Here is a 26,297-nt window from a genome sequence, read left to right on the forward strand (position 1 = left end):
ACCTACACCGGCAAAACAGGCACCAACTACATCGACGGACTGGCTAGCCTGGATGCAGCAGACTTAGCACTTGATGCAGCAGTGGCAGGAGTACAGTCCGATGTGGATGCCAATGAAACAGCTTCGGATAATGCCGATGCAGCCATCCAGTCGGAACTGGATGCCACCCAGGGTGGTGCAGGACTCAACACCGATGGTACTTACACCGGTAAAACAGGCACCAACTACATTGATGGATTAGCCAGCCTGGATGCGGCGGACTTAGCACTCGATGCGGCAGTGGCCGGGGTGGCCTCTACGGGGACAGCCATCCAGTCGGAGTTGGACGCTACCCAGGGTGGTGCAGGATTAAATACCGATGGTACCTACACCGGCAAAACAGGAACCAACTACATCGACGGACTGGCTAGCCTGGATGCAGCAGACTTAGCACTTGATGCGGCTATCAAATCCAATGAAGATGCTATTGCTGCTGGTGATCTAACCGATGATCAAAATGCTGGTGAGGTCGGTTATGATAATTCAACTTCATTGATGTCGGCAACTAATGTTCAGACGGCTATTGATGAAATCGATGGAATACTAGACGGTGCTGATTTAACTGATGATCAAACAGCAGCACAGGTAACTTCAACAGCGACTGGAAATATAATTGCTACAAACGTTGATGCGGCAATTGCCGAGCTTGAAGCTGAAAAACAGCCTTTGGATGCTGGTCTTACCTCGATTTCTGGCTTGACAACATCTGCAAATCAACTCATATACACAACCGGAACAGATGCGTATGCTGTATCAACTTTAAGTGCGGCTGGTAGAGACTTGATTGATGATACTGATGCAGCAACTCAACGTACAACATTGGGATTAGTAATTGGAACAGATGTGCAGGCCTATGATGCTGACCTGACCACTTATGCCGGAATTACGCCAAGTGCTAACGTCCAAACAATGTTGGGTTCTACAGACAATGCAACAATCAGGTCAAATATAGGACTCGGCTCTATAGCTATTCAGGCAGCAAATGGTGTTAACATCACTGGGGGATCGATAACAGGAATAACTGATCTTGCAATTGCTGATGGAGGAACGGGGGCCAGTACGGCAACCGCAGCTAGAACAAATCTTGGACTTGGAACAATAGCTACTCAAAACGCTAATAGCGTAACTATAAGCGGTGGGTCAGTTACTGGAATTACCGATTTAGCTATAGCAGATGGTGGTACAGGCGCCAGCACTGCAGCAAATGCAAGAACCAACCTCGGACTAGGCTCGTTAGCTACTCTAAATGCAGTATCTACAACTCAAATTACAGATGGGACAATAGCTAATATTGATATAAGTGGAACAGCAGCAATTGCTGGGACTAAAATCTCTCCAAATTTTGGAACACAAAATGTCTCCACATCAGGGACTCTAGCTGCCGGTGCAACGACCGTTACTTCATTGCGAGTAAGTAGTCTTTCAACTAATGGATCTGTTACAACAATAAATGGAGACGGGACTTTTTCAGTATCCTCTGATAGAAGACTAAAAGAGAATATAGAGTTGCTTCAAAATACCTTATCCAAATTGGATAAGCTTGGTGGATACAATTACAACTACAAAGCGGATGAGGATAAGAAAAAACAGATTGGTGTGATTGCTCAAGAATTGGAGATTGTGTATCCTGAGTTGGTTCAGACTGATGAGAGAGGTTTTAAAATGGTTAACTATCAAGGCCTGATTCCTGTCTTGATCGAGGCAATAAAAGAACAACAGGCAGAAATAACCAGGCTTTCAAATCAAGTAGCTGATCAAGAAAATAAACTTTCGGAATTGGCTTCAGACAATAAAGAAATGAAAAGCGATCTTGACTTGATCAAGAAAATGCTAATGGGTGATAAAACTGTTAAAAACGAAGAAGAATGAAAAAGCTGATTGTCATGGTCGCGCTGCTTCCACTCTTCTCAAAAGGACAGCAGCTTTATATCCCGGGAAATGCTTTGATTCATATTTCTGAAGGGGCAAACCTGGAAGTTGGTGGGAATCTGGAGAATAATGGTGCAATTCAAAATTTAGGCACTCTTTCACTCTATGGTGACTGGAGTGCGAACAACAATTTCAATGGTTTATTGGGGACTCTGAAGTTCTTGGGGGGAGCAAATCAAATTGTAGCTCCTCCTCAATTGACAGTTAGTGAAATAATTGTTAATCAGGGAGGAGAGGTGAATTTCTCAGGAACAGAATACATCGTTACAGATCGATTGGAGTTCCAATTTGGAAATATCAAGCCTGGTGAAAACACACGATTTGTTCTTGAGCCAAACGCCCGTGTAATCGGCGGGTCAAATGATTCTTACTTTGATGGGACGCTGATAAATAAAGGAAGCGGAATAAAAGTATTCCCTGTAGGAGCCGATGGCGTCCATAGCCCGCTCACCTTGCTCAATGTGTTTGGTGTGAATACCGAAATTGCTGCCTCATTTGAAAGTGCCAATTCTTTTGACCCCATTCCCGGAGATACTTTGCTTGGCGTTTCTCATAGAGGACTCTGGGAGGTGGAGCTAATAAATGGGGGTACGGATCCAACTCAGGTTGAGATTACATTTAGTGAGGAAGATCTCAGTGACTTCAAAACCACCAACAATATAAGGCATAGGGTCAATTCTCCTGTGATTACATATTCCAATGATCCTGCAGGTGTTTTTGAATCTTTAGGTGTTGAGTCTATTAATAATTCAGACTCTCTAACCTATGGCACTATAACAAGTGAATTTAACCTGAGACCAACCCTTGGAGAGAAAATATACCTAGCTATTGGACTGGCGCCTAGAATTCCAAACGAAGGTTTGTACTTCATCCCTGAAGCCTTTTCGCCACAGGCTAGTGATCCAAAAAATCAAACATTCAAAATATTTGGAGAACATATCTCCGAAGAAGGTTTTGACCTTCAAATCTACAATAGATATGGTGTGGTAGTTTACTCCACCTCCTCATTTGAGGAAGCAAACGAAAACGGTTGGAATGGTAATAACCAAAAGACCGGAGCTGAAGAACCCGCTGGGGTTTATTACTATACGATTCGATTTCAATTTGAGTCGGGACTGCCCATTCAACAAAAAGGAGCCTTTTATCTAATAAAATGAAAAAGATTACCACCATACTACTCCTGATTTTAGCGATAAAGGCAAGCTCGCAGGATGCGCAGTTTTCTCAATACTATGCTGCCTCGCTTTATCTAAATCCGGCCTTTAGCGGAATCTACAATGACCCGTCAATCCATATGAACCATAAGCGACAGCTTCAAAGCGTGGATTTGATCAACGAGCTAACCCAGGTTTCTTTCATCTTTCCACTCAAGCCTCAAGGAAAACTGGAGCAATCTATTGGTGGTGCCGGTATTATGGCCTTCAATGAAAAAAGTGGTTTCCAGGGTATTTATGAACGAAATTCGGTATTCGTAAACTATGCACACAATATCAAATTGGGTCTACTCAGCTCCTACCTGATATCCATAGGTGTACAGGCGGGGTATGAAATCAGAAAACTAAACTTTAGCAATCTAACCTGGGGATCACAGTACAATGCCTTTTATGGCTTTGATGATTCGCTACCCATACCAGTAACCGAATTTGATGACCAGCAACAAAATATGGTGGTGAATGCCGGCATCATGTACTATTACAACCCAGAACGGAACTACCTCCTTCACAACTACAGTGCGTTTGTGGGACTTTCAGCTACCAACCTCAATCGACCTAATACCGCCTTTGCAGTAGATTATGAAAATCCGGCACCTATGCTTCTAAAGTACAATGGTGGGATAGAATTTAAGTTCAGAAAATTATTTGTGACGCCTAGTCTGCTCTACCTATACATTAGACAAAATCAACAATTCAATGCCGGGTTGAATATGTCATATGCTCCCAATTCCGATCAATATCGTGCTCGTGGGTCGCAGCTCCTATTTGGCGCATGGTACAGACTTAGAGATTCCTTCATCTTTATGGGTGGAGTGAAGGTAAATGCTCTTACCGTTCGTGTGAGTTATGACATGAACAGTACACTGTTTGTGCCAGAAAAGGGCGTAGATCTCGCGCAAAACTCAATGGAAATCTCCATTCAATATTCCCTTTCCAAAAATCTGGATATCAGAAAAGTTTCTAACCCGCTATTCTAAAAATTTAGTTTTTAGGATAAATAATCAATCGCATGCCTGGCTCCAACTCTGTAGAGTCCAGTCCATTTTGCTCCATGATCAGCTCTTCCGGTACATTGAATTTCTTCGCTACAATTTGAAGGTTATCTCCAGCCTTGACAGTATAAACAAAATCGCTTCCACTCTTAATGTCAGCCGGAACAACCAAATTGAAATCCGGATCTTCAACTTCGGACCCTTTGAGTCTTATCGGCTGATATGCGACAAAATCACCGGTGCTCAATCCATTTAAGCTTCTCACCTGATCAGCAGGAACGCCCATGCTCGATGCAATTTTAGAAACTGTGGCACCTGGCCTGATGAGGTAGAAATTACCAAACGATTCTTTTCGTTTACCGATTAGTCGCACATCAATACGGCGGTTAAGTTGACGACCATATGGATTGCTATTGTCTGCGATTGGCCTTTCGGATCCGTGCCATATAACAGATATTTTCGACTGATCTATGCCTTTTGATATTAGATAATCACGTGCGGAATATCCACGATCTTTACTCAAACCCAGGTTATACTCAGCTGCACCTGTATCATCAGTATGCGATTCAATTTCTATTTTATTGCCACCTCTTCTGAAAGCAGCAATCACTTCATCCAATAATATTGTCACCTCCGGCCTCAACTGAGAAGAGTTGACATCAAAAAATGCACGTGTAGCATTTGTGACGATTCCTGCATCCTTCTCCCTTCTTCCTTCCACATTGAAATCCTCCAACACCACAGACTCGGATCCGGTCGCCTTCTTAAAAGTCAAATCATACTTTGCAGGAGATACCTGAAACGAAAATTCCCCAGCTGCATCAGTGTATCCCTCGATCACCGTTTTTGTGTTGTCAAATTCTATAAGGGTAATTGCATATGATGAAAGAGGACTACCTGAATTTGCGCCAAGCAGCTTCCCGGTAATGGTGATTTCATCATAGCCATCAATTTTATCAATAGGCAGACCAATCTTGATTTCATCAAGCTCTTCCGAAGCGAGAATATCCTCTGCTCCCATTAACTTTTGTGTAGCAGGCTCTTCATTGCCACCAAGAGCAGCTAAAGCAATGAGGTCAACTGGTGCTTCATCTACGTCTTTGGCGTCTAGAGCCAGATTTTCTGTTAGGATGCGATAGTTGTTGAATCTGAATTTCTTGATACGCTCCAGCAATTCCTGTTCAGAAGCTGAGAGTGATGTTCTAGCTCGTGCGTCAGCTTCAGGTAAAATGTAATTTCCGTTGCGCTTTGGTAAGCCCTTGTCTAGCACCACACGGCTGATGTATGCTTTTCTGTCAGGAGACAAATTATTGTAAAAAATGAAAGCATCACTTATATAGCGCCGCTCACCAGATTTGATTTCCTGACCCGAAACTTTCTTAGCAAGAGCAGCAATGTGGACTTTTTCCTGCCCTGTAGCATCAAGCATCTTTTGCTCATCACTCAATCTTTTTGCTCGGTCTGCGTACTCCTTCGTGATGAAATCCAGAGCGATCACATTATCAATGACCCTCTTCTTAGACTCACTCAATAGCTCATATTGATTGACATCACTACTGGCAAGTCTGGCCGTAGGATCCCCGGTTCCCACCTGTGGCGAGCTTGCCACTACTGTTGGGGTGGATTCCATAAATACAGGTTTTGCCTCAGTCAGATAGGAATCATACGCTGTTTTCACAAATCGTTCAACAGCACTCTTCTGGTAATCACTAAGTTCAGGTCTCATTTCCAAAAGCCTGCTCACTGTTTCTTCTGAGGATTCACCAATCGCTGCTTGTAGCTCGCTCTGGGTGAAGCTGGTTTCGGTAAGGTAAATACTTGAATTGGCTAAGTTTGAAATTTGCTTTAAGAGGAGTTTATCCAGTCTGTTTTGATCCTGAGTATTTTTATTCTTAAAAACCTCCAGATCTGCATTGCTTATGTTTTGATCAAAATTGGAAAGATCCGATAGCATGAATGTTTCCGCAATGGACTTCAATTGTTGCTTTTCATTAGCGGTTAGGGTTTCATAAAAGTCCCTGTCTTCTTTCACCAGTCTGTATTTTTCCTCATTGCTCAAACCTATCAACCGCTCTCTTACTGCCGTGCTTACATCTTCAACATCGTCCTGATTGTCTCTCACAAAAACCTTTTCTGACATGTCTAATGAAATGCTCTCCAGATTTCTCTTTTGTTTCAGATACTTAATGGCTATCCCGTCAAGGCTTTTCTGCTCTGCTGGTTTAAATGAATTGTATGTAGGTGTGGCTGCAACAAAGTTCTGGGCGTTTTTTAATCGATCGGAAATTAATATATCAATTTTCTCTCGCTCATCAGTGCTCACACCACTATAGAAGCTAAACACATCATTGGTGAGATTGACACTATTTCCCATCCCCTGTTGCTCCAAATATGTGGAGACGATGTTGTCCACTTTTCTTCTCTTATCTGTGCTCAGTTGCTGATAGTAGTAGTCATCCTCGGTACGAATCGAGCGAATCATATTGCTTGTCATTTTCCTCACCCGGGCATTTACAATTTTTTCAATTCGTTCTTTGTCGTCTTCACTCAGAGAGTTGTAAACGGCAAGTTGACGCTCAGTAAGGATTAGGTCTACTTCAGATACTGAAGATGAAAGCATTCTGGAGATGATCTGATTGATTATTTCTGTTTCAGAGCTGTCAAAATTGTAATCATCCGTGAAAAGCGAGTTTCTTCCGGCAATCGTTCCTTCTGATGATACCTCAGAGATGATATCACTTTTGGATCTGATATTAAATCCGTAAATATCAAACTTGCCAACCCCATCCTCACGGTTGGATGACAGGTAGCCTTTTTTGCTTCCAAGGAAAAAGAAAATATCGTCGCGATAAGAGTTAAATGGAATACCGGCATTGTAGATTTCTGCAGATTCGAACTTATTGCCTCTCGCAATGTAGATGTCAAATCCGCCGAAACCTCTGTGACCATTGGATGAAAAAAACAAGACTCTTTCACTTTGATCAAAAAAAGGTGATACCTCATTGAAAGGTGTATTTATTTGGTCGCCAAGGTTCATTGGCGGCCCCCAGTTTTCATCACCCGCATTGATACTCATGTACAGATCAAGTCCTCCATATCCACCTTCTCTGTTTGAAGTATAAAATAAGGTATCACCGCCAGGGGTCAGGTTGGGGTGCTTGGAATTGAACCCATACTCATTTATGTTATGATTTAGTGGCTTAGGCTCAGTCCATTTACCTCCTACTAGCTTAGACACATAGATATGGCAAACATCACCCAGGTCTTCGTGACAGTTGGTATAGTAAAACCTTGTTCTATCCCGGTTAAACGATCCTGACCCATCACCATATTTTGTATTGATAACTTTTTCAAACCGATCACTTTGATCAGCTTCCCTCCATTGCCCATTGACTTTTGTAAAGCGAAATAAATCGGCATACGATTCACCAAATTGATTATCCACAAGACTTCCCTTTCCAGTGCTCCTTGCTGAAGTAAGGCACAGGATGGAATCGGACCCCACGGTGAACGCTGCATAATCATTGAACTCCGAATTGAGTGGCTGATCAAGTGCAGCAAACTTATGGTCAGGGTGAACGAGGGTAATTTGGTTTAGGGCTAGCTGGCAGCCATCGATTTCGATTTTTGCCTGCTTGTAGTAATACCGGTATTTATCCGTCTCATGAAGCTCATTCGCAACTAGAAATTTTCTAAACTCTTTGAAGTTCTGGAGGGATTGATCATATCGCCCTTTTAGCTTTTGCATGGTCGCATGATAAAATCCTGCAAGGGGATAGCGAATGTCCTGATTCTCACCAATGGACTCATAGTGATACTCAGCGCTTTCATAATCTTGAATTAGTCTGTAGCACTCCGCCAACTGGTACTGAGCCTTGATATTATCAGGGTTTTCTTCAATGGCTGCCTTGTAATAGCGGATCGCATTCATGTATTGATCATTTTTAAAATAATCATCCCCCAGGGTCAGTAATCGTCTCACTGTTATATGATCGACCTGAGCGAATACACCCACTGAAAATATTAATCCAATAAGAAAAATTGACTTTCTCATAACTTCAAATTTTTACCCATTACCTGTTAAAATAAACGCCCCCCACACCTTAGGGTCACTATATTTCTCCCTTAATTTAAGCTGAGCATACCTAAGTGACTCTCTCACTTGATTAGTTTCTTTAAATTTTTGATAGAACAGCACCATCAATTCACTAGTGGCTTTGTCTTCTACTTTGGACAAGCTGGTGATGATATTTCTAGCTCCGGCCACCATAAATGCGCGCTGAAGACCGTATACACCTTCGCCATTCTCAATGTCTCCCAAGCCAGACTCGCATGCGGAAAGTACAACCAGTTGAGTTCTGCTTAGATCAAGATTCATGGCTTCATATGCTGTCAAAATGCCGTCATTTTCCGGAATTGTCGCTATCCCATCCATAAATCTGGAGAAGGTTTGCGATGCTCCTGTTAAGTAAATTCCCGATTTAAATAACGGATTGTTTATAGGACTGTTTGATGCAATGAAATTGAACCTGTCACCGAAGAATCCGTGTGTGGCAATATGCAACACGGTAGGGTTATAAGCTGACCTTATTTTAAGCTCGTTAGCATCACTTTTCAAGTATGTTTTTACGTCCCAGCCAAAATCAAGAATGTTTCCAATCTGCCTTATCTCCTCCTCAGAGCCGGGCAGCTGAGCCAGGTTCAACCTATCGGCTCCATTTCCGGGATTAAAGTTTGGATTGCCAAACAAATAGGATTTTTTATTAAAGATCTGAGCTTCTTCTCTGAACAAATCTTTTGAGCTGGTTAGATAGGTGATGTAATATTTGTCTATCAAATGTTTTCCCTGAGGAGTTGTCAGGGTGTTGGGATTCATTTTATAATAAATGCCATCAGGCGAAACCCGTACAGTACTAACCTCCTTTAAAACTTCGTCAATCGGCTTCCAAAACACATCATAGGTTTCTTGCTGCTCTATTCCATAAAGAAGTCCATTTTTATACTTGGTGTAGTGTTGTTCCTCGGTTTTAAAGTCATCGCCCATCACAACAAATCGCGGCTCAGCCTCCCCATGATTAAAAACCACTGCCAGATATTTTGTGTAATCAGTAAATCCAAATAAGGTCCCCTCGGTCCTGGTCAGTGATTTAAATTCTTTTATTCGTATTATTTCAACAATCGCTTCGCCATTCTTAACGTAATCTTGAACGGTCTTCCAGTTTTGATCCACCTTCTGAAGTGAGCCTTCAAAATTTTCCAGCCGCTGCATCAGCTCCTTCTCCTGACGCTCCACTTTCGCTTCCTCATAACCAAGGTTCACATTGAGCTGCTCCAGCTCCTGCACTCCCATTTGATAATAGCTCGCCAGCATGCGCTTGTCAGATTGCCACTGCCTGTACAGTGATTTTAGATCCTCGTCCGGGCTCTCAAAAACATTCTCACGAACCTTGTCTGAAGTGCTGAAAAGAATTGCTTTTGTTTTAATATGAAAATCGAAGATGATTTTTATCAGCTCAGGTTTTTCATCCAGCAATTCGTAAGCGATATAGTTGTATCGTTCAATGTTTGCTTTGATGTTTTGGAAAAATGCCTGGCGTTCCTGCTCGGTCATAATCGGGAAAAGGAGCCCAATCTGATCTATTTGGATTTTGATCGACTTCCTGAAAAACATCTCAGCATCATCTCCATTGCCGACAGCCAGACTGTGCATGCCCATGTATTCCAGGGCACTTCCATAGCCCGGATGATTTACTCCCAGCACCCGTTCGCGAATGTCTACCGCCTCTCGGTAATATCGCTCAGCCTCTGCCTCTCTACCCAGCGAGCTATACAATACACCTACATTTATCAAGGTGGTGGCATAGTCCGGATGATCTTTTCCGTAGATTTTTTCATCTATTTTCAGCACCTCCATGTAATACTCCTCCGCCTTTACGTTGTTGCCCAGCTTGCGCTCCACCCGTGCCAGGTTGTTAAGTGTATTTGCATAGTAAGGATGATTGCTTCCGAACTTGGCTTTGTATGTGGCAAGTGCATCAATGAACATTTGACGAGCTTCTGTCACATCGCCCTGCGCCAAAGCGAGCGTTCCTAAGTTATTTTTTGCAGTCGCATAAAAGGGGTGGTTTGTGCCCATATTTTCCTCGCTCTCCTTCACCACCTCTCTGAACATCTCACCGGCCTTCTCATTATTGCCAAGCTGATTGTAAAGAATCCCCAAATCGTTGAGTGTTTCAATAATTAGAATATCTGCCTCATCAGGAATGCTTCTTTTTAATCTCAGTACCTCAAGTAACGTCTTTTCTGCTTCCCCATATCGACCCATACGTTCATAGAAAATAGCCAGATGCTCCATAGATTCTGCCTGTTCCACGGCATACTGAGGACCAAGGGATTCATAAATTGTTGTGCTCAGATTAATAAATTTTTCACCTTCGATCGGGTCACCCGTAAAAATCAAAATCCGCCCCTTATGCATACATATCTCTGCGAAATCCGGAGAGAGATCATTGCCACTCGCGACCAACTGATCATAGCAGTTATTATAGATACTCAACGCCAGTGTATACGAGCCTGCATCCTCGTATAAGAAGGCGAGCTTTGAGCGCGCAATCCAATAGTCTGTTTTATCTCCAGGCAATTGGTCCAAAATGTCCAATGACTTTTGGATGTATCGCCTTGATAGATCATACTCAACCTGCTCCTTATACAAGATGCCCATGTTCAGAAGTGCATCCGCATAGTCTTTCTGGTTTGGAATTCCTGCCTCCTCATGATACAGGATGGAAAGGTTCAAGTTGCTTTCTGCCTCGAAGGGATCTAGCAGCTGAAGATTTAGAAATCCAAGGTTGTTATAGATGTTGGCACGCTCATGATAGGTAAGATCATCAATATGATTTTCCAGAATATATTTAAAATTCTGGGACGCTTGCTCCCAATGATTTTGCTCCAGATTTTCTTCAGCCCGGGCGATGAGGGCATTGACATTTTGACCATAGGATACACCTATAGCCAATGAAAAAAGTATACCAGCAAGTACGTTTTTCATGGTGGCGATAGTAAAACACCACTAACCTACAACATTAATTATCAAATGATAAATCCATAATTGAATGAAAAAAGGAATTTTTTGGAGTAAAAAAGGAATCAGCAACCAAGATGTTAATTTTTCGGTAAATGACTTTCTTTGTGGCACGAAAAACAGGCGCATGATAGGCAAACTCAAAGTTTTTAATACCCTAACCAGACAGAAAGAAGAATTCCAACCACTACATCCACCACATGTGGGAATGTACGTTTGTGGGCCTACTGTCTACAGCAATGTTCATCTCGGAAATGTTAGGACTTTTTTGAGTTTCGATGTGGTCTACAGATATCTGAAATTTCTTGGGTACAAAGTACGCTATGTTCGCAACATTACGGATGTGGGACACCTCTCAGATACAGGTGAAGATAAGATTTCGAAGAAAGCCAAACTGGATCAGCTGGAGCCGATGGAAATCGTGCAGATGTATGCCAATGATTTCCATGATGTGATGAACCTGTTCAATGCTATCCCACCGGATATTGAGCCATCAGCCATAGGTCACCTGATGGAGCAAATCGAGATGACAAAGAAGCTGATTGAGAATGGGTACGCCTATGAATCCAATGGTTCAGTCTACTTTGACGTAGAGAAATATCATAAAGAAAACGACAACTCGTATGGTATCCTGAGTGGACGTAAGATTGAAGACCTTCTCAGCGAAACACGTGATCTGGATGGTGGAAGTGATAAAAGAAGTCCATTGGATTTTGCCCTTTGGAAAAAAGCTGCTCCCGAGCACATCATGCGCTGGAAGACTGAATGGAGTGACGGCTTCCCCGGTTGGCACCTTGAATGCTCGGTGATGAGTACAAAATACCTGGGCGAAGAATTTGATATTCACGGTGGTGGCATGGACTTGCAGTTTCCGCACCACGAATGTGAGATTGCGCAAAATGCCGGCACCCATGGGAAAGGTGGCGCAAAATACTGGTTGCATACCAACATGCTAACAGTGAATGGACAGAAGATGAGTAAGTCACTCGGCAACTCCTTCCTGCCTCGTGAACTCATGGCTGGTGATCATGAGCTTTTGCAAAGGGGCTACAGCCCCATGACCATCCGATTCTTCATGATGCAGTCACATTACGCGAGTACGCTCGACTTTTCCAATGACGCATTGGAGGCATCCCGAAAAGGATATGTACGTCTGGCCAATGGCATGCGTCTGATGCATGAAATGGAGTGGACGAAAGACGATGGCGAGCTGAATGAGAAGCAGGTAGAGCAAATCAATAAAATGCTCGACAACTGCTACCATGCAATGAACGACGACTTCAACACGGCGCTGACAATCGGGCATCTGTTTAATCTGGTAAAGAAGATCAACTCTTTACACACCGGACAGCTGAAGTTTGGTGAGATCGGTGAGGAGACATTCAAGCGGATGAAAGAAACTTTCCTCGGTTTTGCAGAGGATGTGCTTGGACTGAAAGTAGAAGCTGATGTGGATTACAAGGCGCTGATCGAAACGATCCTGGGTGAGTATAAGGATGCTAAGTTTAACCGTGACTTTGAGCGGGTGGATAAGCTACGCGCCGAGCTCAAGGCTGAAGGCATTGTAGTGAAGGATATGAAAGAAAAGATCGAGTGGGCGTTTGAGGAGTGATTTCGATTTGAAGATTGATTCGATTTGGTGATTTACTTTTGGCCGTTGATCTTATCCTTCAGCTCAATATAACATTCTTCAATCGCAGGCATAATTTCTTGAAATTGGTTTTCCGTTGATTCACTTGAGATTCGTAAATATTTTTGTTTAGAGAATTTTTCTTGAATTTTTTTAGTCGAACAAATGCAATACTCTTTTGTAACAACAGGATAATTAATGGCAGTTTTATCGGCATCCTTGAGGCACTTTTTGACTAGGATTTCGCTATCACTTTCATTCCATAATTCAGGCTCTACTAAAAGCTCTTGAAGCCCTTTTATTGATCCATAACCAGTTCCTAGAATAATTAGGAAAATGACCAAATGTCTCCCTTTCATAATCTGGATTATTTTTTCTTTATTCAAAATATCTAATCGCTAATCCTCAAATCGAATCAATCTCCAAATCTTCAAATCGACTTAGCCCTCTCCCAATATTCATCCATCTCTTCCAGGGTCATTTCTCCTAGCCTCTTTCCATCCTTCTTGGATTCAGCTTCCAGATATTGAAAGCGTTTGATGAATTTCTTGTTAGTGCGCTCCAGTGCTTCTTCCGGATTGATATCTACAAATCGGGCATAGTTGATCAGTGAGAATAGAAGGTCGCCAAACTCGCCGGCCTGCTTTTCCTTGTCTGTTTCCTGCTGAAACTCCCCCATCTCTTCCTGCACCTTTTCCCACACCTGCTCCTGGTTGTCCCAGTCAAATCCCACGCCCCTCGCTTTCTCTTGAATACGCATTGCTTTTACTAGAGCCGGTAAGGATTTTGGCACACCACCAAGCACAGATTTATTTCCCTTCTCCTTGAGTTTGATTTTTTCCCAGTTAGCTTTTACGGTTTCTTCATCCTCTGCATTCACATCTCCATAAATATGTGGGTGACGGTTGATTAGCTTATCACAAACAGCATTAAGCACATCATCTACATCAAAAGCCTTTTTTTCCCTTCCAATCCGTGCATAAAAAACCATGTGTAACATCAGATCACCTAGTTCCTTTTTTACCTCCGCCAGATCATTTTCAATGATCGCATCAGATAGCTCGTACGTTTCCTCAATGGTGAGATGGCGCAAAGTCTCCATTGTCTGCTTTTTATCCCACGGGCAGTTTTCCCTCAGCTCATCCATGATCGTGAGCAGTCGATCAAATGCTTCGAGCTTGGCTTTTCTGTTTGGGTCTGGAGTGGAAAGTGGTTTTTCAGTCATTCTAAATCAGCTATTTATTACATCCCCCTCCCATCACACAAGTCCATCTCACTCCCCCTTCAAAGGGGGAATTTCCTCAACAAGTTAAATGCTTGATGTGTCCCCTCGGGGGGACTACAGGGGGGATTGTGAATTATTATTAAGGTCAACTTGTTCATCAACTACAGTCGCAAATTGGCTAATTTTGTATCAAAATCGGAACGAATGCAGGTAGTATTATTAGGAATTGGAATTTTCGCTTTGTTTTTTGTGGGACTTTCTATCCGCATTTTGCTAAAAAAGGATGGAGAATTTAAGGGGACATGCGCTTCTCAAAACCCTTACCTCAACAAAGAAGGTGCGTCGTGTGGATTTTGCGGGAAAACAGTGAAGCCCGGAGAGGACTGTGGAAACCCTGATTCAGAGGTGAATAAGGTGCTGGCCAAGTTCTGACCAGAAGGCTTTTTACTTCTGCCTACATTTCTATCTTTGCGCACCGCTTAAAAATTAGAACGCTTTGACATTAATTAAATCAATATCCGGCCTGCGTGGAACGATAGGAGGAAAAGCCGGAGACAATTTATCGCCCTTAGATGTTGTCAAGTTTGCCGCCGGCTATGGCGCCTGGCTCAAAGACGCACACAAAAAACCAAAAGTCATTATCGGAAGAGACGCTCGCCCATCGGGAGCATCTTTTACTCAACTTGTAGCCAATACGCTGGTGAATCAGGGGATTGATGTGGTGGATTTAGGGTTGAGCACTACGCCAACAGTAGAAATGGCCGTGATTGCTGAAAAAGCTCATGGAGGAATCATCCTCACAGCTAGTCACAATCCTGCAGGGTGGAATGCGCTGAAACTCTTAAATAACAGAGGCGAGTTTATCTCTGCTGAAGAAGGTAAGAAGGTGTTGGATTATGCGGAATCATCAGCTATTGAATTTGCTCAGTCAGGAAAGTTTGGAAAGCTGACCACCAATGATTTCTACATCGATTATCACATCGAACAAATCCTGAAGCATCCATTGGTGGATGTAGAAGCGATCAAAACTGCTGGATTTAAAGTAGTGGTAGATGCCGTAAATAGTACAGGAGGAGTATCCATTGTTCCACTGCTAAGGCAAATGGGAGTAGAAGTGAAAGAGCTTTTCTGTGAGCCAACCGGAAACTTCCCTCACAATCCTGAGCCACTTCCGGAAAACCTGCAGCAAATCTGCAGTGAACTGGAAAATGGCAATTACGATCTTGGTGTTGTGGTAGACCCGGATGTGGATAGGCTGGCGCTTATCTGCGAAAATGGTGAGCCATTTGGGGAAGAGTATACCCTTGTAGCTGTTGCTGATTATGTGCTTTCGCAGAAAAAGGGAAACACGGTTTCTAACTTATCGTCAACCAGAGCATTGCGAGATGTGACGGAGAAGCATGGATGCGAATACAATGCCTCAGCTGTAGGTGAGGTGCATGTGGTGGCTAAAATGAAAGAAACCAATGCGGTGATCGGTGGTGAAGGAAATGGCGGTGTGATCGTTCCCGACCTTCATTATGGAAGAGATGCGCTGGCTGGTGTGGCACTATTTTTAACCCATCTGGCCAAGTTTGGAAAGAGTGCATCCATGCTGCGGGCTACTTATCCCAACTACTACATTTCGAAGAATAAAATTGAGCTCACTCCCGAAATCAATGTGGACGGGGTGCTCGAGGCAATAAAAGAACGATACAAAGGTCAGCCCATCAATACAATCGACGGAGTGAAGATCGAATTTGACAAGGAATGGGTACAACTGAGAAAGTCGAATACTGAACCGATTATTCGTATTTTTGCAGAGTCTGAAAGTCAGAATACGGCAGAGCATTTAGCCAAAAAACTGATGATGGACATCAAGGAAGTGATTTCTGGATAAAACTTGATTTGGTATGAAGGTTTACTTTGACAATGCGGCCACCACGGCAATTGATCTGGACGTATTTGAGGCGATGAAGCCTTATATGCTCGAGCATTTTGGCAATCCATCTTCTATCCACTCACATGGAAGACAGGTGAGAACAGCCATTGAGCGCTCCAGAAAAAAAGTAGCGGACTTACTCAATGCTGCCCCGGCGGAAGTGTTCTTTACATCTGGTGGTACCGAAGCAGACAATACTGCAATCAGATGCACGGTCAGCGAGAAGGGCATCAAGCACATTATCACCAGCAAGATTGAACATCATGCGGTTTTGCATACGGTGGAGTCTCTAGCTAAAAGAGGTATCAAAATAAGCTATGTAAACCTCAACGATCAAGGTCAGGTGGATTACGATCACCTGGAAAGTTTGCTTAAAAGTAATCCCAATACCTTGGTGACTTTGATGCATGCAAACAATGAAATTGGCAACCTCTTGGACATTGAAAAGGTGGGAGAAATGTGTAAGGAATATAGTGCATGCTTCCACTCCGACACTGTGCAGAGTATGGCACACTATACCCACGACATGCGAAAGCTAAACCTAGATTTTGCTGTGGGGTCTGCTCACAAATTTCATGGTCCAAAGGGAATAGGCTTTCTGTACATCAATCACGAAAATAAAATTCACCCGTTCATCCATGGAGGAGCGCAGGAACGCAACATGCGTGGTGGAACGGAGAACGTATACGGAATAGTAGGACTTGCCAAAGCAATGGAAATTGCCTACTCCGATATGGAAGGTCACCGCAAACACATTGAAGGACTGAAGACTCACATGATCGAAAAGCTGAAGTCTACCATTGATGGGATAGCTTTCAATGGTGTGTCCGATGATCTGAATAATAGCTTGTACACTGTTTTAAATGTGTGTCTGCCTCCAAATGACGATAATGACATGCTCCTTTTCAACCTGGATATTGCAGGTATCTCTGCTTCCGGTGGTAGTGCATGCAGTAGTGGGTCAAGTATTGGATCACATGTCTTGGCGGAGCTAAATAGGGATCAAAATCGAGGAGCTATTCGGTTTTCTTTTAGTAAATACAATACCTTAGAAGAAGTGGATTATGCGGTTGAGAAGCTTGCGGAGCTATATCAGCCGGAGACTACTTCTGTATGAGGTTAAAACCAATATTTTATTTCTTTCAGGTCAGGGATCTTGTTCACATTATCCCGCGGCTTATTGTAGCCATCATTCTGGCCCAAACACTACCTTTTAAGTTTAGTGGGGCCGAAGAAAGTGTCTGGATTTTTGAACAGATCGGCTGGGAACCCTGGGGTAGGTTTTTGATCGCGAGTATCGAGACTACCGCCACCTTTTTTCTCTTGACTAACTACTACATCTTAGGAGCTATCATTTCACTTAGCATCATCAGTGCGGCCAACTTTCTGCACTTTACTAAGCTGGGCTTCATTGTCAATGATGACGGAGGTGCACTTTTCATCATGAGCATTATCGTGATCTTTTGCTCACTGTGGATCGTTGTGTACTGGAACATGCAGCGAGTGGAAAACAAAACCTCCAACTTTGAATTTGACTGGAAGGATGAGGAGTTTTTGGAGGAGTGATATCAGATTAATGCCATAAAAGCATAAACCAATCCGCTTACAAAAAGAGCGGTTAAGACTATTGAAAGCAGGGCAATTCTTATACTTTTTAACCTTTCGAATCTGTAATATTCAAGATACCTTCTGCTTAGGATAAGCTTTTCTTTCTCCGTCAAGTAGGTCTTGACTTCAATTTTAGAGTTTTTACCAATCGGCATTTTCAGGAGCTTATTATCAGCCAGCCTTTTTCTTCGAATCAAGCTATTTAAATACTTGATTCGTTTATTCATATCAGCAATATGGCCAGCGCCTCCCATCATAGAGCCTTAATTTAAGGACTAAGAACCATCTTCTTCAAACACTCCACCCATTTATCTTCGGCGTTCAGGCTGGGAACCAGATCCCACTGCTCGCCACCAGCTTTGATGAAATCTTCCTGATATGTTTCTCCTACTTCCACGGTAGTCTCCAGACAGTCCGCAATAAAGGATGGTGAGAAGGCCAGCACTTTTTTCTTTCCTTGCTTTGCTAGCTCCTCCAGTACCTCATCCGTGTATGGTTTGATCCAAGGTGTTTTGCCTAACCTGGATTGGAAGCTTACAGAATATTCACCTTCCTTCAAATCCAATTTTTCAGCCAGCAATCTCGTGGTAGCATAGCACTGCGCTCGATAGCAGTAGCGATTCTTATCTGTCAGCGAATCGCAGCAAGATCCAAACTGACAAGTGTTGTCAATGTCTCCCTTGGTAATCTGACGCTCCGGAATGCCGTGATAGCTAAACAGAAAGTGATCATATCCGGTCTCTGACATCAGCTTTTTGGCATTGTCCACTATCGTTTCCAAAAACAATTCTTCTTCAAAAAACTGTGAGGTAAACTTAATGTCAGGAATGATCTGCCAGTCCTTCACAATCTCCATCACCTTGTCCTGAACTGATCCTGTACTTGCTGAGGCATATTGTGGGAAAAGTGGGATGATATGGATAGATCCACAATTTTTCAGCGCCTTTAAACCTTCCTCTATTGACGGGCTTTGGTACCTCATGGCTAGCTCAATCTGATACGAATCATCCATCAGGTTGCGAAGCTTATCCCTCACTTCAAACCCATAGTACTTTAATGGAGAGCCTTTCTCATCAAATAGCCTTTCGTATTCTTTGGCGGATTTTGGCGCTCGCAAAGGAGCAATGATGAAGTTGATCAGCATCCATCGCTTAAAAAAAGGGATGTCAATCACTCGCTTGTCCATCAAAAATTCTCGTAAATATTTCCTTACATCAGGAACGGAAGTAGAATCCGGTGTGCCCAGATTAACCAATAAAATGCCTTTTCTACTCATATTAGAAGATGTTGGCTTCCCAAATTATAATCCCATACACTAAAAACCGGAGGAACCTAAAAAGCGAAAACCATAGATATTTTTTAAACGAATAATGTACTGATCCCACCAGCATTGCAATTCCCGAAAAGGGCAGAGGAGTCAGTGCTGCCACCACAACCAGGAAGCCACCGTAGTTGTTTAGATGCTTTTCAAATTTTCCAAAAACCCTGACTTTCATAATGCGATAAAAACGGGTGTTTTTTAAATATGCGCCGATCCCAAATCCAATGATTCCAGCCACATATGAGATAGCAGATAAAGCAATGATATTGTTGATGTAATTTGCAAGCACCTCTGTCCTCAGCGACCAAATCATGAAAAACTCAGGCGGGATGATTCCAAAGATAACTTCAGAACCCAGAAAAATCAGATAAACGATAGTGGGCTGATCGTACACCGGGCCCAAGACTGTTTCTAGATTGAAATCATAATTTTTTCTAGCGTAGATATACGCAACAACAATAACCGCCAACCATACGAACCCCCGCAAAAGGTTTTTGAGTAAAAACCTCCTTCGATCAGGTAACTCTTTTGGTTCTTTCCTTGCCATGTCTGATGCTAAACTGGAAATGCAAAGCTATTGTTCCTCAGACTTAGGTTCCGTATCTTTTTTTGCTTTTGTTTTAGAAAAGGAAACCTTCCAAAATGGATCTTCCAGTTCGGTGTATCGTCCGTAAAATTGGGTCAGCATGATTTTTACAGCATAGTTGAGGCGATTTTGAGCATCCTGAAAGTAGTCGTGTCTGTTTTTTGGGTGGTAGATAAAAAATTTAATGATTGGGAAAGCGCAGGTTCTGAAATCTCCAAGAATTTTCTTCACGTCTGCTTTTTCCTTTTCCAACGCATCCATCGCTTTCCCACAGCAATTACCTATCCCCTTAATCAGTGGCATATAGATTTGAGTAGCCTGCGATTTATTTTCCTCCATCTCCGAACACGCCTCATCGCAAAAGGCTCTTAATATTCTAAGTGAAGGGATGCTCATCCCAGCTTCTGTGAATACATCCGGCTGCCACAAAATTTCCCGAAATGTAAAAATGGATGGGAGTAACTCCGTATCATAAGATTCATCTTCCTTGAGCGCCAACATGGTCTCTGTAGTGATGGAGTCAATCTTTACTTTGCCCGCACACAATGAATATGACCAACCCTGCTCCTTGGTGTTGACCATCTTCAAAAAATTCCATATTTCATTGAGTGCAATTTTCATCAGCTCGCTTTAGAGGTCACAAAATAAACATTCAGTATCATATAGCGCAATATCCATCATTTTGCAGTTCAATTTTATAACTTCATCCCGTGGAAAAAAGATGGGTATATAAGGACGAACCAAATCAGGAGATTGTTGAAAACTTGAGCAAAGAACTCAATATCAACCACTACCTATCCACTTTGCTCATTCAGCGTGGAATCGAAACTTTCGATCAGGCCAAAGAGTTTTTCCGCCCCTCACTTTCTAAGCTTCATGATCCATTCTTGATGCTTAATATGGATGCTGCGGTCAATCGGTTGACTGACGCTGTGTTCAACAAAGAGAAGATCCTGATCTATGGTGATTACGATGTGGACGGCACCACCTCTGTCAGTCTGATTTATCTTTTCTTAAAGCAATTTTCAGATCAGCTCGAATTCTATATCCCTGACAGATACACTGAAGGGTACGGCATTTCTGAAAAGGGAATCAATCACGCCATAGACCGTGGTTTCAAACTCATCATCGCATTGGATTGTGGAATCAGAGCCATTGATCGAGCCAGGCAAGCCAAAGAGGCAGGGATCGACCTGATTATTTGCGACCATCACATTCCTGGTGACAAGCTCCCTGATGCATTCGCCATTCTGGATCCCAAACAAAAAGACTGCAACTATCCATTCAAAGAGTTGTCTGGTTGTGGCGTTGGGTTCAAGCTGCTGGAAGGTTTTTGCCAGCAGAATACTATTGAAAAAGAAAAGCTGTTTGACCTGCTCGACCTGGTGGCTGTGAGCATCGCCAGCGATATCGTCCCAATTGTTGGGGAGAATCGAATTTTGGCTTTTTATGGATTAAAGAAACTAAACCAAGCTCCATCGGCAGGATTAAAATCGCTGATTGAAATCAGTGGTAAGAAGAATGAATTCTCTATTTCGGATGTGGTCTTTTCCATTGGTCCCAGAATCAATGCTGCTGGCAGACTAACCCATGCAAAGGAGTCTGTAAACCTGCTAATCGGAGATTCGAAAGAAACCGACGCATTCGCAGACAATCTGAACGATCGAAACAAAGAACGTCGAGAGTTTGATCAGAGCATCACGATGGACGCTCTCGAAATGATCGCAGATTTTAAAGAGGAAAGAAAATCAACTGTGCTTTTCAAAGAAGACTGGCACAAAGGTGTGATAGGAATTGTCGCTTCCAGGTGTATAGAGCACTATCATCGCCCTACAATTATTCTTACTGAATCTAAGGGGAAAGCAACCGGATCCGCCAGGTCCGTCGATGGGTTTGATGTGCACTCCGCCATTTCAGAGTGCGCTGATCTCCTGGAGCAGTTTGGTGGGCACACCCATGCCGCTGGCCTAACCCTACCCCTGGATAATGTTGAGAAATTCATTGATCGCTTTGAAGAGGTGGTGAGCGACCGCATTCACCCCGATCAATTGATCCCAAAAATTGAAATAGACCTAGATATCCCCTTATCTGCACTTACTTTCAAGACTTTTAATGTGATGAGCCAGATGGCACCCTTTGGCCCTCAAAACATGGCGCCAGTCTTTGGCACAAAAAATGTAATTGTGGACACTACTCCAAAAGTGATCAAGGAAAAACACGTAAAAGGCTTTCTTCATGCTGAAAACAGCACGAGGCTTTTTGAGTTTATAGGATTTGGAATGGCGGATAAATTGGAACAATTACAAATTGGCACCCCGTTTCATATCGCTTATCATTTGGAAGAAAATAATTACATGGGCAACAAGTCGCTTATCCTCAATCTGAGAGATATAAGATTTGATTGATAAATTGCAGCTCTTTTATGGAATTACGTGCGGAACATCTAGTTAAGAAATACAAGAAGCGGAAAGTTGTCAATGACATTTCGGTTACGGTAAAGCAGGGAGAAATCGTTGGATTACTCGGGCCAAATGGTGCAGGAAAAACCACCTCCTTCTACATGATTGTAGGTCTGATCAAACCCAATGAGGGTCATATCTACATCGATCAGGAGGATGTGACCGAGCTGCCGATGTACCAGCGGGCAAAACGAGGAATCGGCTATCTGGCTCAGGAAGCGTCTGTTTTCAGAAAGCTAAGTGTAGAAGATAACATTCTTGCAGTGTTGGAAATGACCAACAAAACCAAAGAGGAGCAGAAAGAAAAGTGTGAGAGCCTGCTCGAGGAGTTTAGTCTTACCCACGTTCGTAAAAATCTGGGTCAGGTTCTGTCAGGAGGAGAAAGAAGGCGAACGGAGATCGCACGGGCTCTGGCTGTGGATCCCAATTTCGTTTTACTCGATGAACCATTTGCCGGGGTAGACCCCATTGCCGTCGAGGAGATTCAAACCATCGTAGCGCAGCTAAAAAATAAAAATATCGGTATCCTCATCACCGACCACAATGTGAATGAAACTCTTTCAATCACAGACAGAGCCTACCTCATGTTTGAGGGTAAATTGCTGAAAGCCGGATCAGCCGAAGATCTTGCCAATGATGAGCAAGTGAGGAAGGTTTATCTGGGCAAGCATTTCGAATTGAAGAGAAAGATTTAATATTTTAGATACATGGAGTTGCTCAATTCGATACTAGGCTGGGTAATGAAAAAGCGGATTCACCAGATCGAGCTTTTCATGAAATACCCGCATGAAGTTCAGAATGAGCTGCTTGAAGACCTGGTGAAGAAATCCGTCAAAACCGAATATGGTCAAAAGTACGGTTTTAGCACAATCGAAAATTACGAGCATTTTAAGAGCAAAGTACCTATAGTCAACTACGAAGGACTCTACCCCTACATCGAACGGCTGATGAAGGGAGAGCAGAATGTACTTTGGCCTTCTGAAATTCGATGGTTTGCCAAATCCTCAGGTACTACCAACGCCCGAAGTAAATTCATTCCAGTTTCGCAGGAGGCACTGGATGATTGCCACTACAAAGGAGGAAAAGACCTGCTTAGCATTTATTTCAACAATTACCCAGAAGCAAAAATGTTTGCCGGGAAGGGACTTGTCATTGGAGGTAGTCATCAAATAAACCAGTTTGATGAAAACTCAAACTCGTACTATGGGGACGTATCGGCAGTACTTCTGAAAAACCTCCCCTGGTGGGCACAGATGGTACGCACACCTAGTCTGGATATTGCGCTGATGGATGAGTGGGAGGAAAAAATTGATAAAATGGTGGAGGTCACATGCTCAGAAAATGTGACCAATATCTCAGGAGTTCCTACCTGGATGATCGTGCTGATAGAAAAAATACTGGAACGAAAAGGCGCCAACAACATTCTTGAAATTTGGCCCAACCTGGAAGTATTTTTTCATGGTGCAGTTTCATTCACCCCTTACGAAGACCTCTTCAAGAAATTGATCCCATCCAAGACGATGAGATATATGGAGACCTATAATGCTTCGGAAGGATTTTTCGGAATTCAGGATAAAACGGACAGTAGCGAAATGCTCCTGATGCTTGATTACGGAATTTTCTATGAGTTTGTGCCTTTCAGCGAACTGGACAATGAAAACCCGAAAACACTCTCGCTAGATGAAGTGGAGGTTGGAAAAAACTACGCCATTATCATCACTACAAACGCCGGGCTTTGGCGCTATCGAATTGGCGACACTGTAACATTTACAAGTACCAACCCTTATCGAATAAAAATATCTGGTCGAACCAAGCATTTCATTAATGCCTTTGGTGAAGAGTTGATCATCGACAATGCTGAAGTAGCTATCGCAGAAGCGTGTAAGAAAACAGATGCTACCATTGACAACTTCACCGCCGGACCACACTACATCGGCGAGGGAAACAAGGGAAGTCATGAGTGGATTATTGAGTTTTCCAGGAATCCTAACGACCTGGAGCGGTTCACAAAACTGCTGGATGAAAAGCTAAGAGAAATTAATTCAGACTATGATGCTAAGCGCTACAAGGATATAGCTCTGAATCAGCCAATTATTCACGTGGTGCCTCCGGGCACATTTTATCAATGGATGAAATCGCGTGGTAAGCTGGGCGGGCAGCACAAAGTGCCGAGATTAGCCAATAATCGTGAATACATTGATCAGCTTCTAGAATTCAAGGCTCATTTATCATAAATTAGTTCATGAACGTACATCATTTAAACTCCTGATGTTAGGTTTGCGTAAGTATTTTCTTCTACCGGAACAATCATAGCTTTCTGGTAGTTAACACCTTTTCATGAGAAATATTCTTGCAGTACAGTATATCGCAATCATCCTATGCTTCACTATGGTGGCCGAAATCCCCATTGCGTATGGTGATTTAATCTCTATTGAGATTGATACAGAAAAGGAGCAGGAAGAAAACAATGAAAAAGAGAAGGAAAAATCCACAGGTCATGAATACGTACTGAATGACCTAGACAGCCTTACTTCAAAACTAAAATATGCTGCCGGAGATCAGCATTTCAACTGGAAGTCTCCATCCATCGATTTACACACGCCTCCTCCCGAGCTAGTCTAAACCCCAGACTCAACTTTTTTAATTTTTCAACTCATCGACTAATTGTAAATCAAGATGGACTCGAACAAAACCAGTATATTCAATAATTTTAAATCAGATCTTTCCGCCAGTGTGGTGGTATTCTTAGTGGCAGTACCACTTTGTTTAGGCATAGCTCTGGCATCAGGTGCGCCGCTCATGTCGGGTGTGATAGCCGGTATAATCGGAGGTATTATAGTAGGGCTTATAAGTGGCTCAGCATTGGGCGTAAGTGGACCGGCAGCCGGACTTGCTGTTATTGTGTTTTCTGCAATCCAGGAGTTAGAAGCCTTCCCTATCTTCCTGGCTGCTGTGGTTATCAGCGGTATTATTCAAATCCTATTAGGTATAGCCAGAGCAGGTATTATTGGTTATTATTTTCCTTCCGCAGTTATTAAGGGAATGCTCTCAGCGATTGGTATTATCATTTTTCTAAAACAAATTCCGCACGCGGTAGGCTATGACGCTGATCCCGAGGGAGACCTTGAGTTTATGCAGCCTGACGGAGAAAATACCTTCTCTGAACTTATAACAATGATGGATTACATCCAGGAGGGGGCATTGATCATTTTCGTAATATCCATGTTCATTCTAATCCTGTGGGAGCGTCCTTTCATGAAGAAAATCAAAATCTTCCAGGTCGTGCAGGGACCATTAGTTGTGGTGACCGCCGGTATTATTATCAATCAACTTTTTTCAGGTTCAAGTTTATACATTGACGAAACGCATATGGTAAGCCTGCCTGTAGCAGGTACATTCACAGAGTTTATAAACCAGTTTACCCTTTTTGATCCATCCGCCATGCTGAGAAAAGACGTAATCATCATAGGCGCCACTATTGCTGTGGTGGGATCACTGGAAACACTGCTGTGTGTGGAAGCAACCGATAAACTCGACCCTCAGAAGCGTATCACCCCAACCAACCAAGAATTGATCGCTCAGGGAACAGGAAACATTCTCTCAGGTATGATTGGAGGACTCCCGATTACTCAGGTAATTGTACGAAGTTCGGCAAATATCCAATCAGGTGGTAAATCAAAACTATCCGCGATCATGCACGGTATTCTATTGCTTGTTTCAGTAATCAGTATCCCTCATGTTTTGAATTTAATCCCTCTGTCCAGTCTTGCAGCCATCCTGATTGTGGTTGGATATAAGCTTGCAAAACCATCATTGTTCAAACAAATGTTTGCAGCTGGTAAGTCTGAGTTTATCCCTTTCATGGTGACTATCTTGGGAATTATTTTCACTGATTTATTGATCGGTATTTTGCTCGGTCTCACTGTTGGTATTTTTCAGATTTTGTATCACAATTTCAAAAAACCATATGCAGTTACTACATCAAATGACAATGGAACAACCAAGCTAAGACTGGAACTCTCTGAAAATCTTACCTTCTTAAACAAGGCGAGTATTATTGAGACAATTTCTCATTTGCCAGACGATTGTGACATCACAATTGATGCATCGAGATCTCATTTTATACATCCTGATATATTGGAGATTTTGGATGACTTTCGTCAGAATGCGGAATATCGGAATATCAACCTCGAGCTGGTGGGGTTAGATAAAGAGCATGAGAATCCAATGTCGGAATTGAAAAAGGCAACTAAAGGAATGTAAGCACTAAAGGCTCTCAGAAATGGGAGCCT

General features: G+C 42.8%; 21 protein-coding genes. 13 read left to right on the plus strand and 8 right to left on the minus strand.

The features are described 5' to 3' along the window. The 3 genes from ACEQZT_RS05460 to ACEQZT_RS05470 all read left to right on the plus strand — a co-directional run. Window positions 1-1,908 (plus strand): tail fiber domain-containing protein (locus tag ACEQZT_RS05460; RefSeq protein ID WP_370088030.1); only part of this gene is annotated, 1,908 nt, incomplete at its 5' end. Beyond that, window positions 1,905-3,125: a gliding motility-associated C-terminal domain-containing protein gene (locus ACEQZT_RS05465; protein ID WP_370088032.1), complete on the plus strand. Its 1,221-nt coding sequence runs from the start codon at window positions 1,905-1,907 to the stop codon at window positions 3,123-3,125. The genes ACEQZT_RS05460 and ACEQZT_RS05465, both read left to right, overlap by 4 nt. Beyond that, entirely contained in the window at window positions 3,122-4,159 is a 1,038-nt protein-coding gene (locus tag ACEQZT_RS05470) for a PorP/SprF family type IX secretion system membrane protein (RefSeq protein ID WP_370088034.1), read from the plus strand. Before ACEQZT_RS05465 ends, ACEQZT_RS05470 begins: the two co-directional genes overlap by 4 nt. 4 nt (window positions 4,160-4,163) lie before the next feature. Here the strand turns inward: ACEQZT_RS05470 and ACEQZT_RS05475 are convergent, their stop codons facing one another. Together ACEQZT_RS05475 and ACEQZT_RS05480 are read right to left on the minus strand one after the other, a co-directional pair. Further along, window positions 4,164-8,228 (minus strand): OmpA family protein, encoded by a 4,065-nt coding sequence (locus ACEQZT_RS05475; RefSeq protein ID WP_370088036.1) that lies wholly within the window; start codon window positions 8,226-8,228, stop codon window positions 4,164-4,166. A 12-nt stretch (window positions 8,229-8,240) separates the two neighbouring features. After that, the gene (locus ACEQZT_RS05480; protein ID WP_370088038.1) at window positions 8,241-11,222 is read right to left on the minus strand and encodes a tetratricopeptide repeat protein; all 2,982 of its coding nucleotides are present in this window, start codon (window positions 11,220-11,222) and stop codon (window positions 8,241-8,243) included. A gap of 160 nt (window positions 11,223-11,382) precedes the next feature. Here ACEQZT_RS05480 and cysS point away from each other — a divergent pair, with 160 nt between their 5' ends. After that, entirely contained in the window at window positions 11,383-12,867 is a 1,485-nt protein-coding gene (cysS, locus tag ACEQZT_RS05485) for a cysteine--tRNA ligase (RefSeq protein ID WP_370089534.1), read from the plus strand. A gap of 32 nt (window positions 12,868-12,899) precedes the next feature. Here the strand turns inward: cysS and ACEQZT_RS05490 are convergent, their stop codons facing one another. Beyond that, window positions 12,900-13,244, minus strand: a complete 345-nt coding sequence (locus tag ACEQZT_RS05490) for a hypothetical protein (RefSeq protein ID WP_370088040.1) — start codon at window positions 13,242-13,244, stop codon at window positions 12,900-12,902. Window positions 13,245-13,315: 71 nt separating this feature from the next. After that, window positions 13,316-14,110, minus strand: a complete 795-nt coding sequence (gene mazG, locus ACEQZT_RS05495; RefSeq protein ID WP_370088041.1) for a nucleoside triphosphate pyrophosphohydrolase — start codon at window positions 14,108-14,110, stop codon at window positions 13,316-13,318. A 204-nt stretch (window positions 14,111-14,314) separates the two neighbouring features. Between mazG and ACEQZT_RS05500 the strand changes: the two genes are divergently transcribed. The 4 genes from ACEQZT_RS05500 to ACEQZT_RS05515 all read left to right on the plus strand — a co-directional run bounded on the left by ACEQZT_RS05500 (window position 14,315) and on the right by ACEQZT_RS05515 (window position 17,597). Continuing rightward, window positions 14,315-14,542: a hypothetical protein gene (locus tag ACEQZT_RS05500; RefSeq protein WP_348279408.1), complete on the plus strand. Its 228-nt coding sequence runs from the start codon at window positions 14,315-14,317 to the stop codon at window positions 14,540-14,542. 64 nt (window positions 14,543-14,606) lie between these two features. Beyond that, window positions 14,607-15,989 (plus strand): phosphoglucosamine mutase, encoded by a 1,383-nt coding sequence (gene glmM, locus ACEQZT_RS05505; protein WP_370088043.1) that lies wholly within the window; start codon window positions 14,607-14,609, stop codon window positions 15,987-15,989. A 13-nt stretch (window positions 15,990-16,002) separates the two neighbouring features. Further along, entirely contained in the window at window positions 16,003-17,148 is a 1,146-nt protein-coding gene (locus tag ACEQZT_RS05510; RefSeq protein ID WP_370088045.1) for a cysteine desulfurase family protein, read from the plus strand. Beyond that, window positions 17,145-17,597, plus strand: coding sequence for a DoxX family protein (locus tag ACEQZT_RS05515; protein WP_370088047.1), 453 nt, complete (start codon window positions 17,145-17,147; stop codon window positions 17,595-17,597). Before ACEQZT_RS05510 ends, ACEQZT_RS05515 begins: the two co-directional genes overlap by 4 nt. Window positions 17,598-17,599: 2 nt before the next feature. Here the strand turns inward: ACEQZT_RS05515 and ACEQZT_RS05520 are convergent, their stop codons facing one another. From ACEQZT_RS05520 to ACEQZT_RS05535, 4 genes are read right to left on the minus strand one after another with little or no spacing between them, the layout of a single operon-like run. After that, window positions 17,600-17,866: a hypothetical protein gene (locus ACEQZT_RS05520; protein WP_370088049.1), complete on the minus strand. Its 267-nt coding sequence runs from the start codon at window positions 17,864-17,866 to the stop codon at window positions 17,600-17,602. Between the two features lie 41 nt (window positions 17,867-17,907). Next, window positions 17,908-18,915 carry a ferrochelatase gene (gene hemH / locus ACEQZT_RS05525; protein ID WP_370088051.1) on the minus strand — a complete coding sequence of 336 codons (1,008 nt, stop codon included), beginning with the start codon at window positions 18,913-18,915 and terminating at the stop codon, window positions 17,908-17,910. Between the two features lies 1 nt (window position 18,916). Then, window positions 18,917-19,507 (minus strand): VTT domain-containing protein, encoded by a 591-nt coding sequence (locus ACEQZT_RS05530; protein ID WP_370088053.1) that lies wholly within the window; start codon window positions 19,505-19,507, stop codon window positions 18,917-18,919. A 27-nt stretch (window positions 19,508-19,534) separates the two neighbouring features. After that, the gene (locus ACEQZT_RS05535) at window positions 19,535-20,167 is read right to left on the minus strand and encodes a hypothetical protein (RefSeq protein ID WP_370088055.1); all 633 of its coding nucleotides are present in this window, start codon (window positions 20,165-20,167) and stop codon (window positions 19,535-19,537) included. An 89-nt stretch (window positions 20,168-20,256) separates the two neighbouring features. Here ACEQZT_RS05535 and recJ point away from each other — a divergent pair, with 89 nt between their 5' ends. The 5 genes from recJ (at window position 20,257) to ACEQZT_RS05560 (ending at window position 26,268) form a co-directional block, all read left to right on the plus strand. After that, complete coding sequence (gene recJ / locus ACEQZT_RS05540; RefSeq protein WP_370088057.1) at window positions 20,257-21,951, plus strand: single-stranded-DNA-specific exonuclease RecJ; 1,695 nt, start codon at window positions 20,257-20,259, stop codon at window positions 21,949-21,951. Between the two features lie 17 nt (window positions 21,952-21,968). Beyond that, window positions 21,969-22,700: an LPS export ABC transporter ATP-binding protein gene (gene lptB, locus ACEQZT_RS05545; protein ID WP_370088059.1), complete on the plus strand. Its 732-nt coding sequence runs from the start codon at window positions 21,969-21,971 to the stop codon at window positions 22,698-22,700. Window positions 22,701-22,745: 45 nt separating this feature from the next. After that, window positions 22,746-24,239, plus strand: coding sequence for a GH3 auxin-responsive promoter family protein (locus ACEQZT_RS05550; protein ID WP_370088061.1), 1,494 nt, complete (start codon window positions 22,746-22,748; stop codon window positions 24,237-24,239). Window positions 24,240-24,342: 103 nt separating this feature from the next. Continuing rightward, window positions 24,343-24,627 (plus strand): hypothetical protein, encoded by a 285-nt coding sequence (locus ACEQZT_RS05555; RefSeq protein ID WP_370088063.1) that lies wholly within the window; start codon window positions 24,343-24,345, stop codon window positions 24,625-24,627. A 54-nt stretch (window positions 24,628-24,681) separates the two neighbouring features. Then, entirely contained in the window at window positions 24,682-26,268 is a 1,587-nt protein-coding gene (locus ACEQZT_RS05560; protein ID WP_370088065.1) for a SulP family inorganic anion transporter, read from the plus strand. The last annotated feature ends 29 nt before the right edge of the window (window positions 26,269-26,297 follow it).

The sequence above is a fragment of the Ekhidna sp. genome, from assembly GCF_964218185.1.
Lineage (GTDB): Bacteria > Bacteroidota > Bacteroidia > Cytophagales > Cyclobacteriaceae > Ekhidna.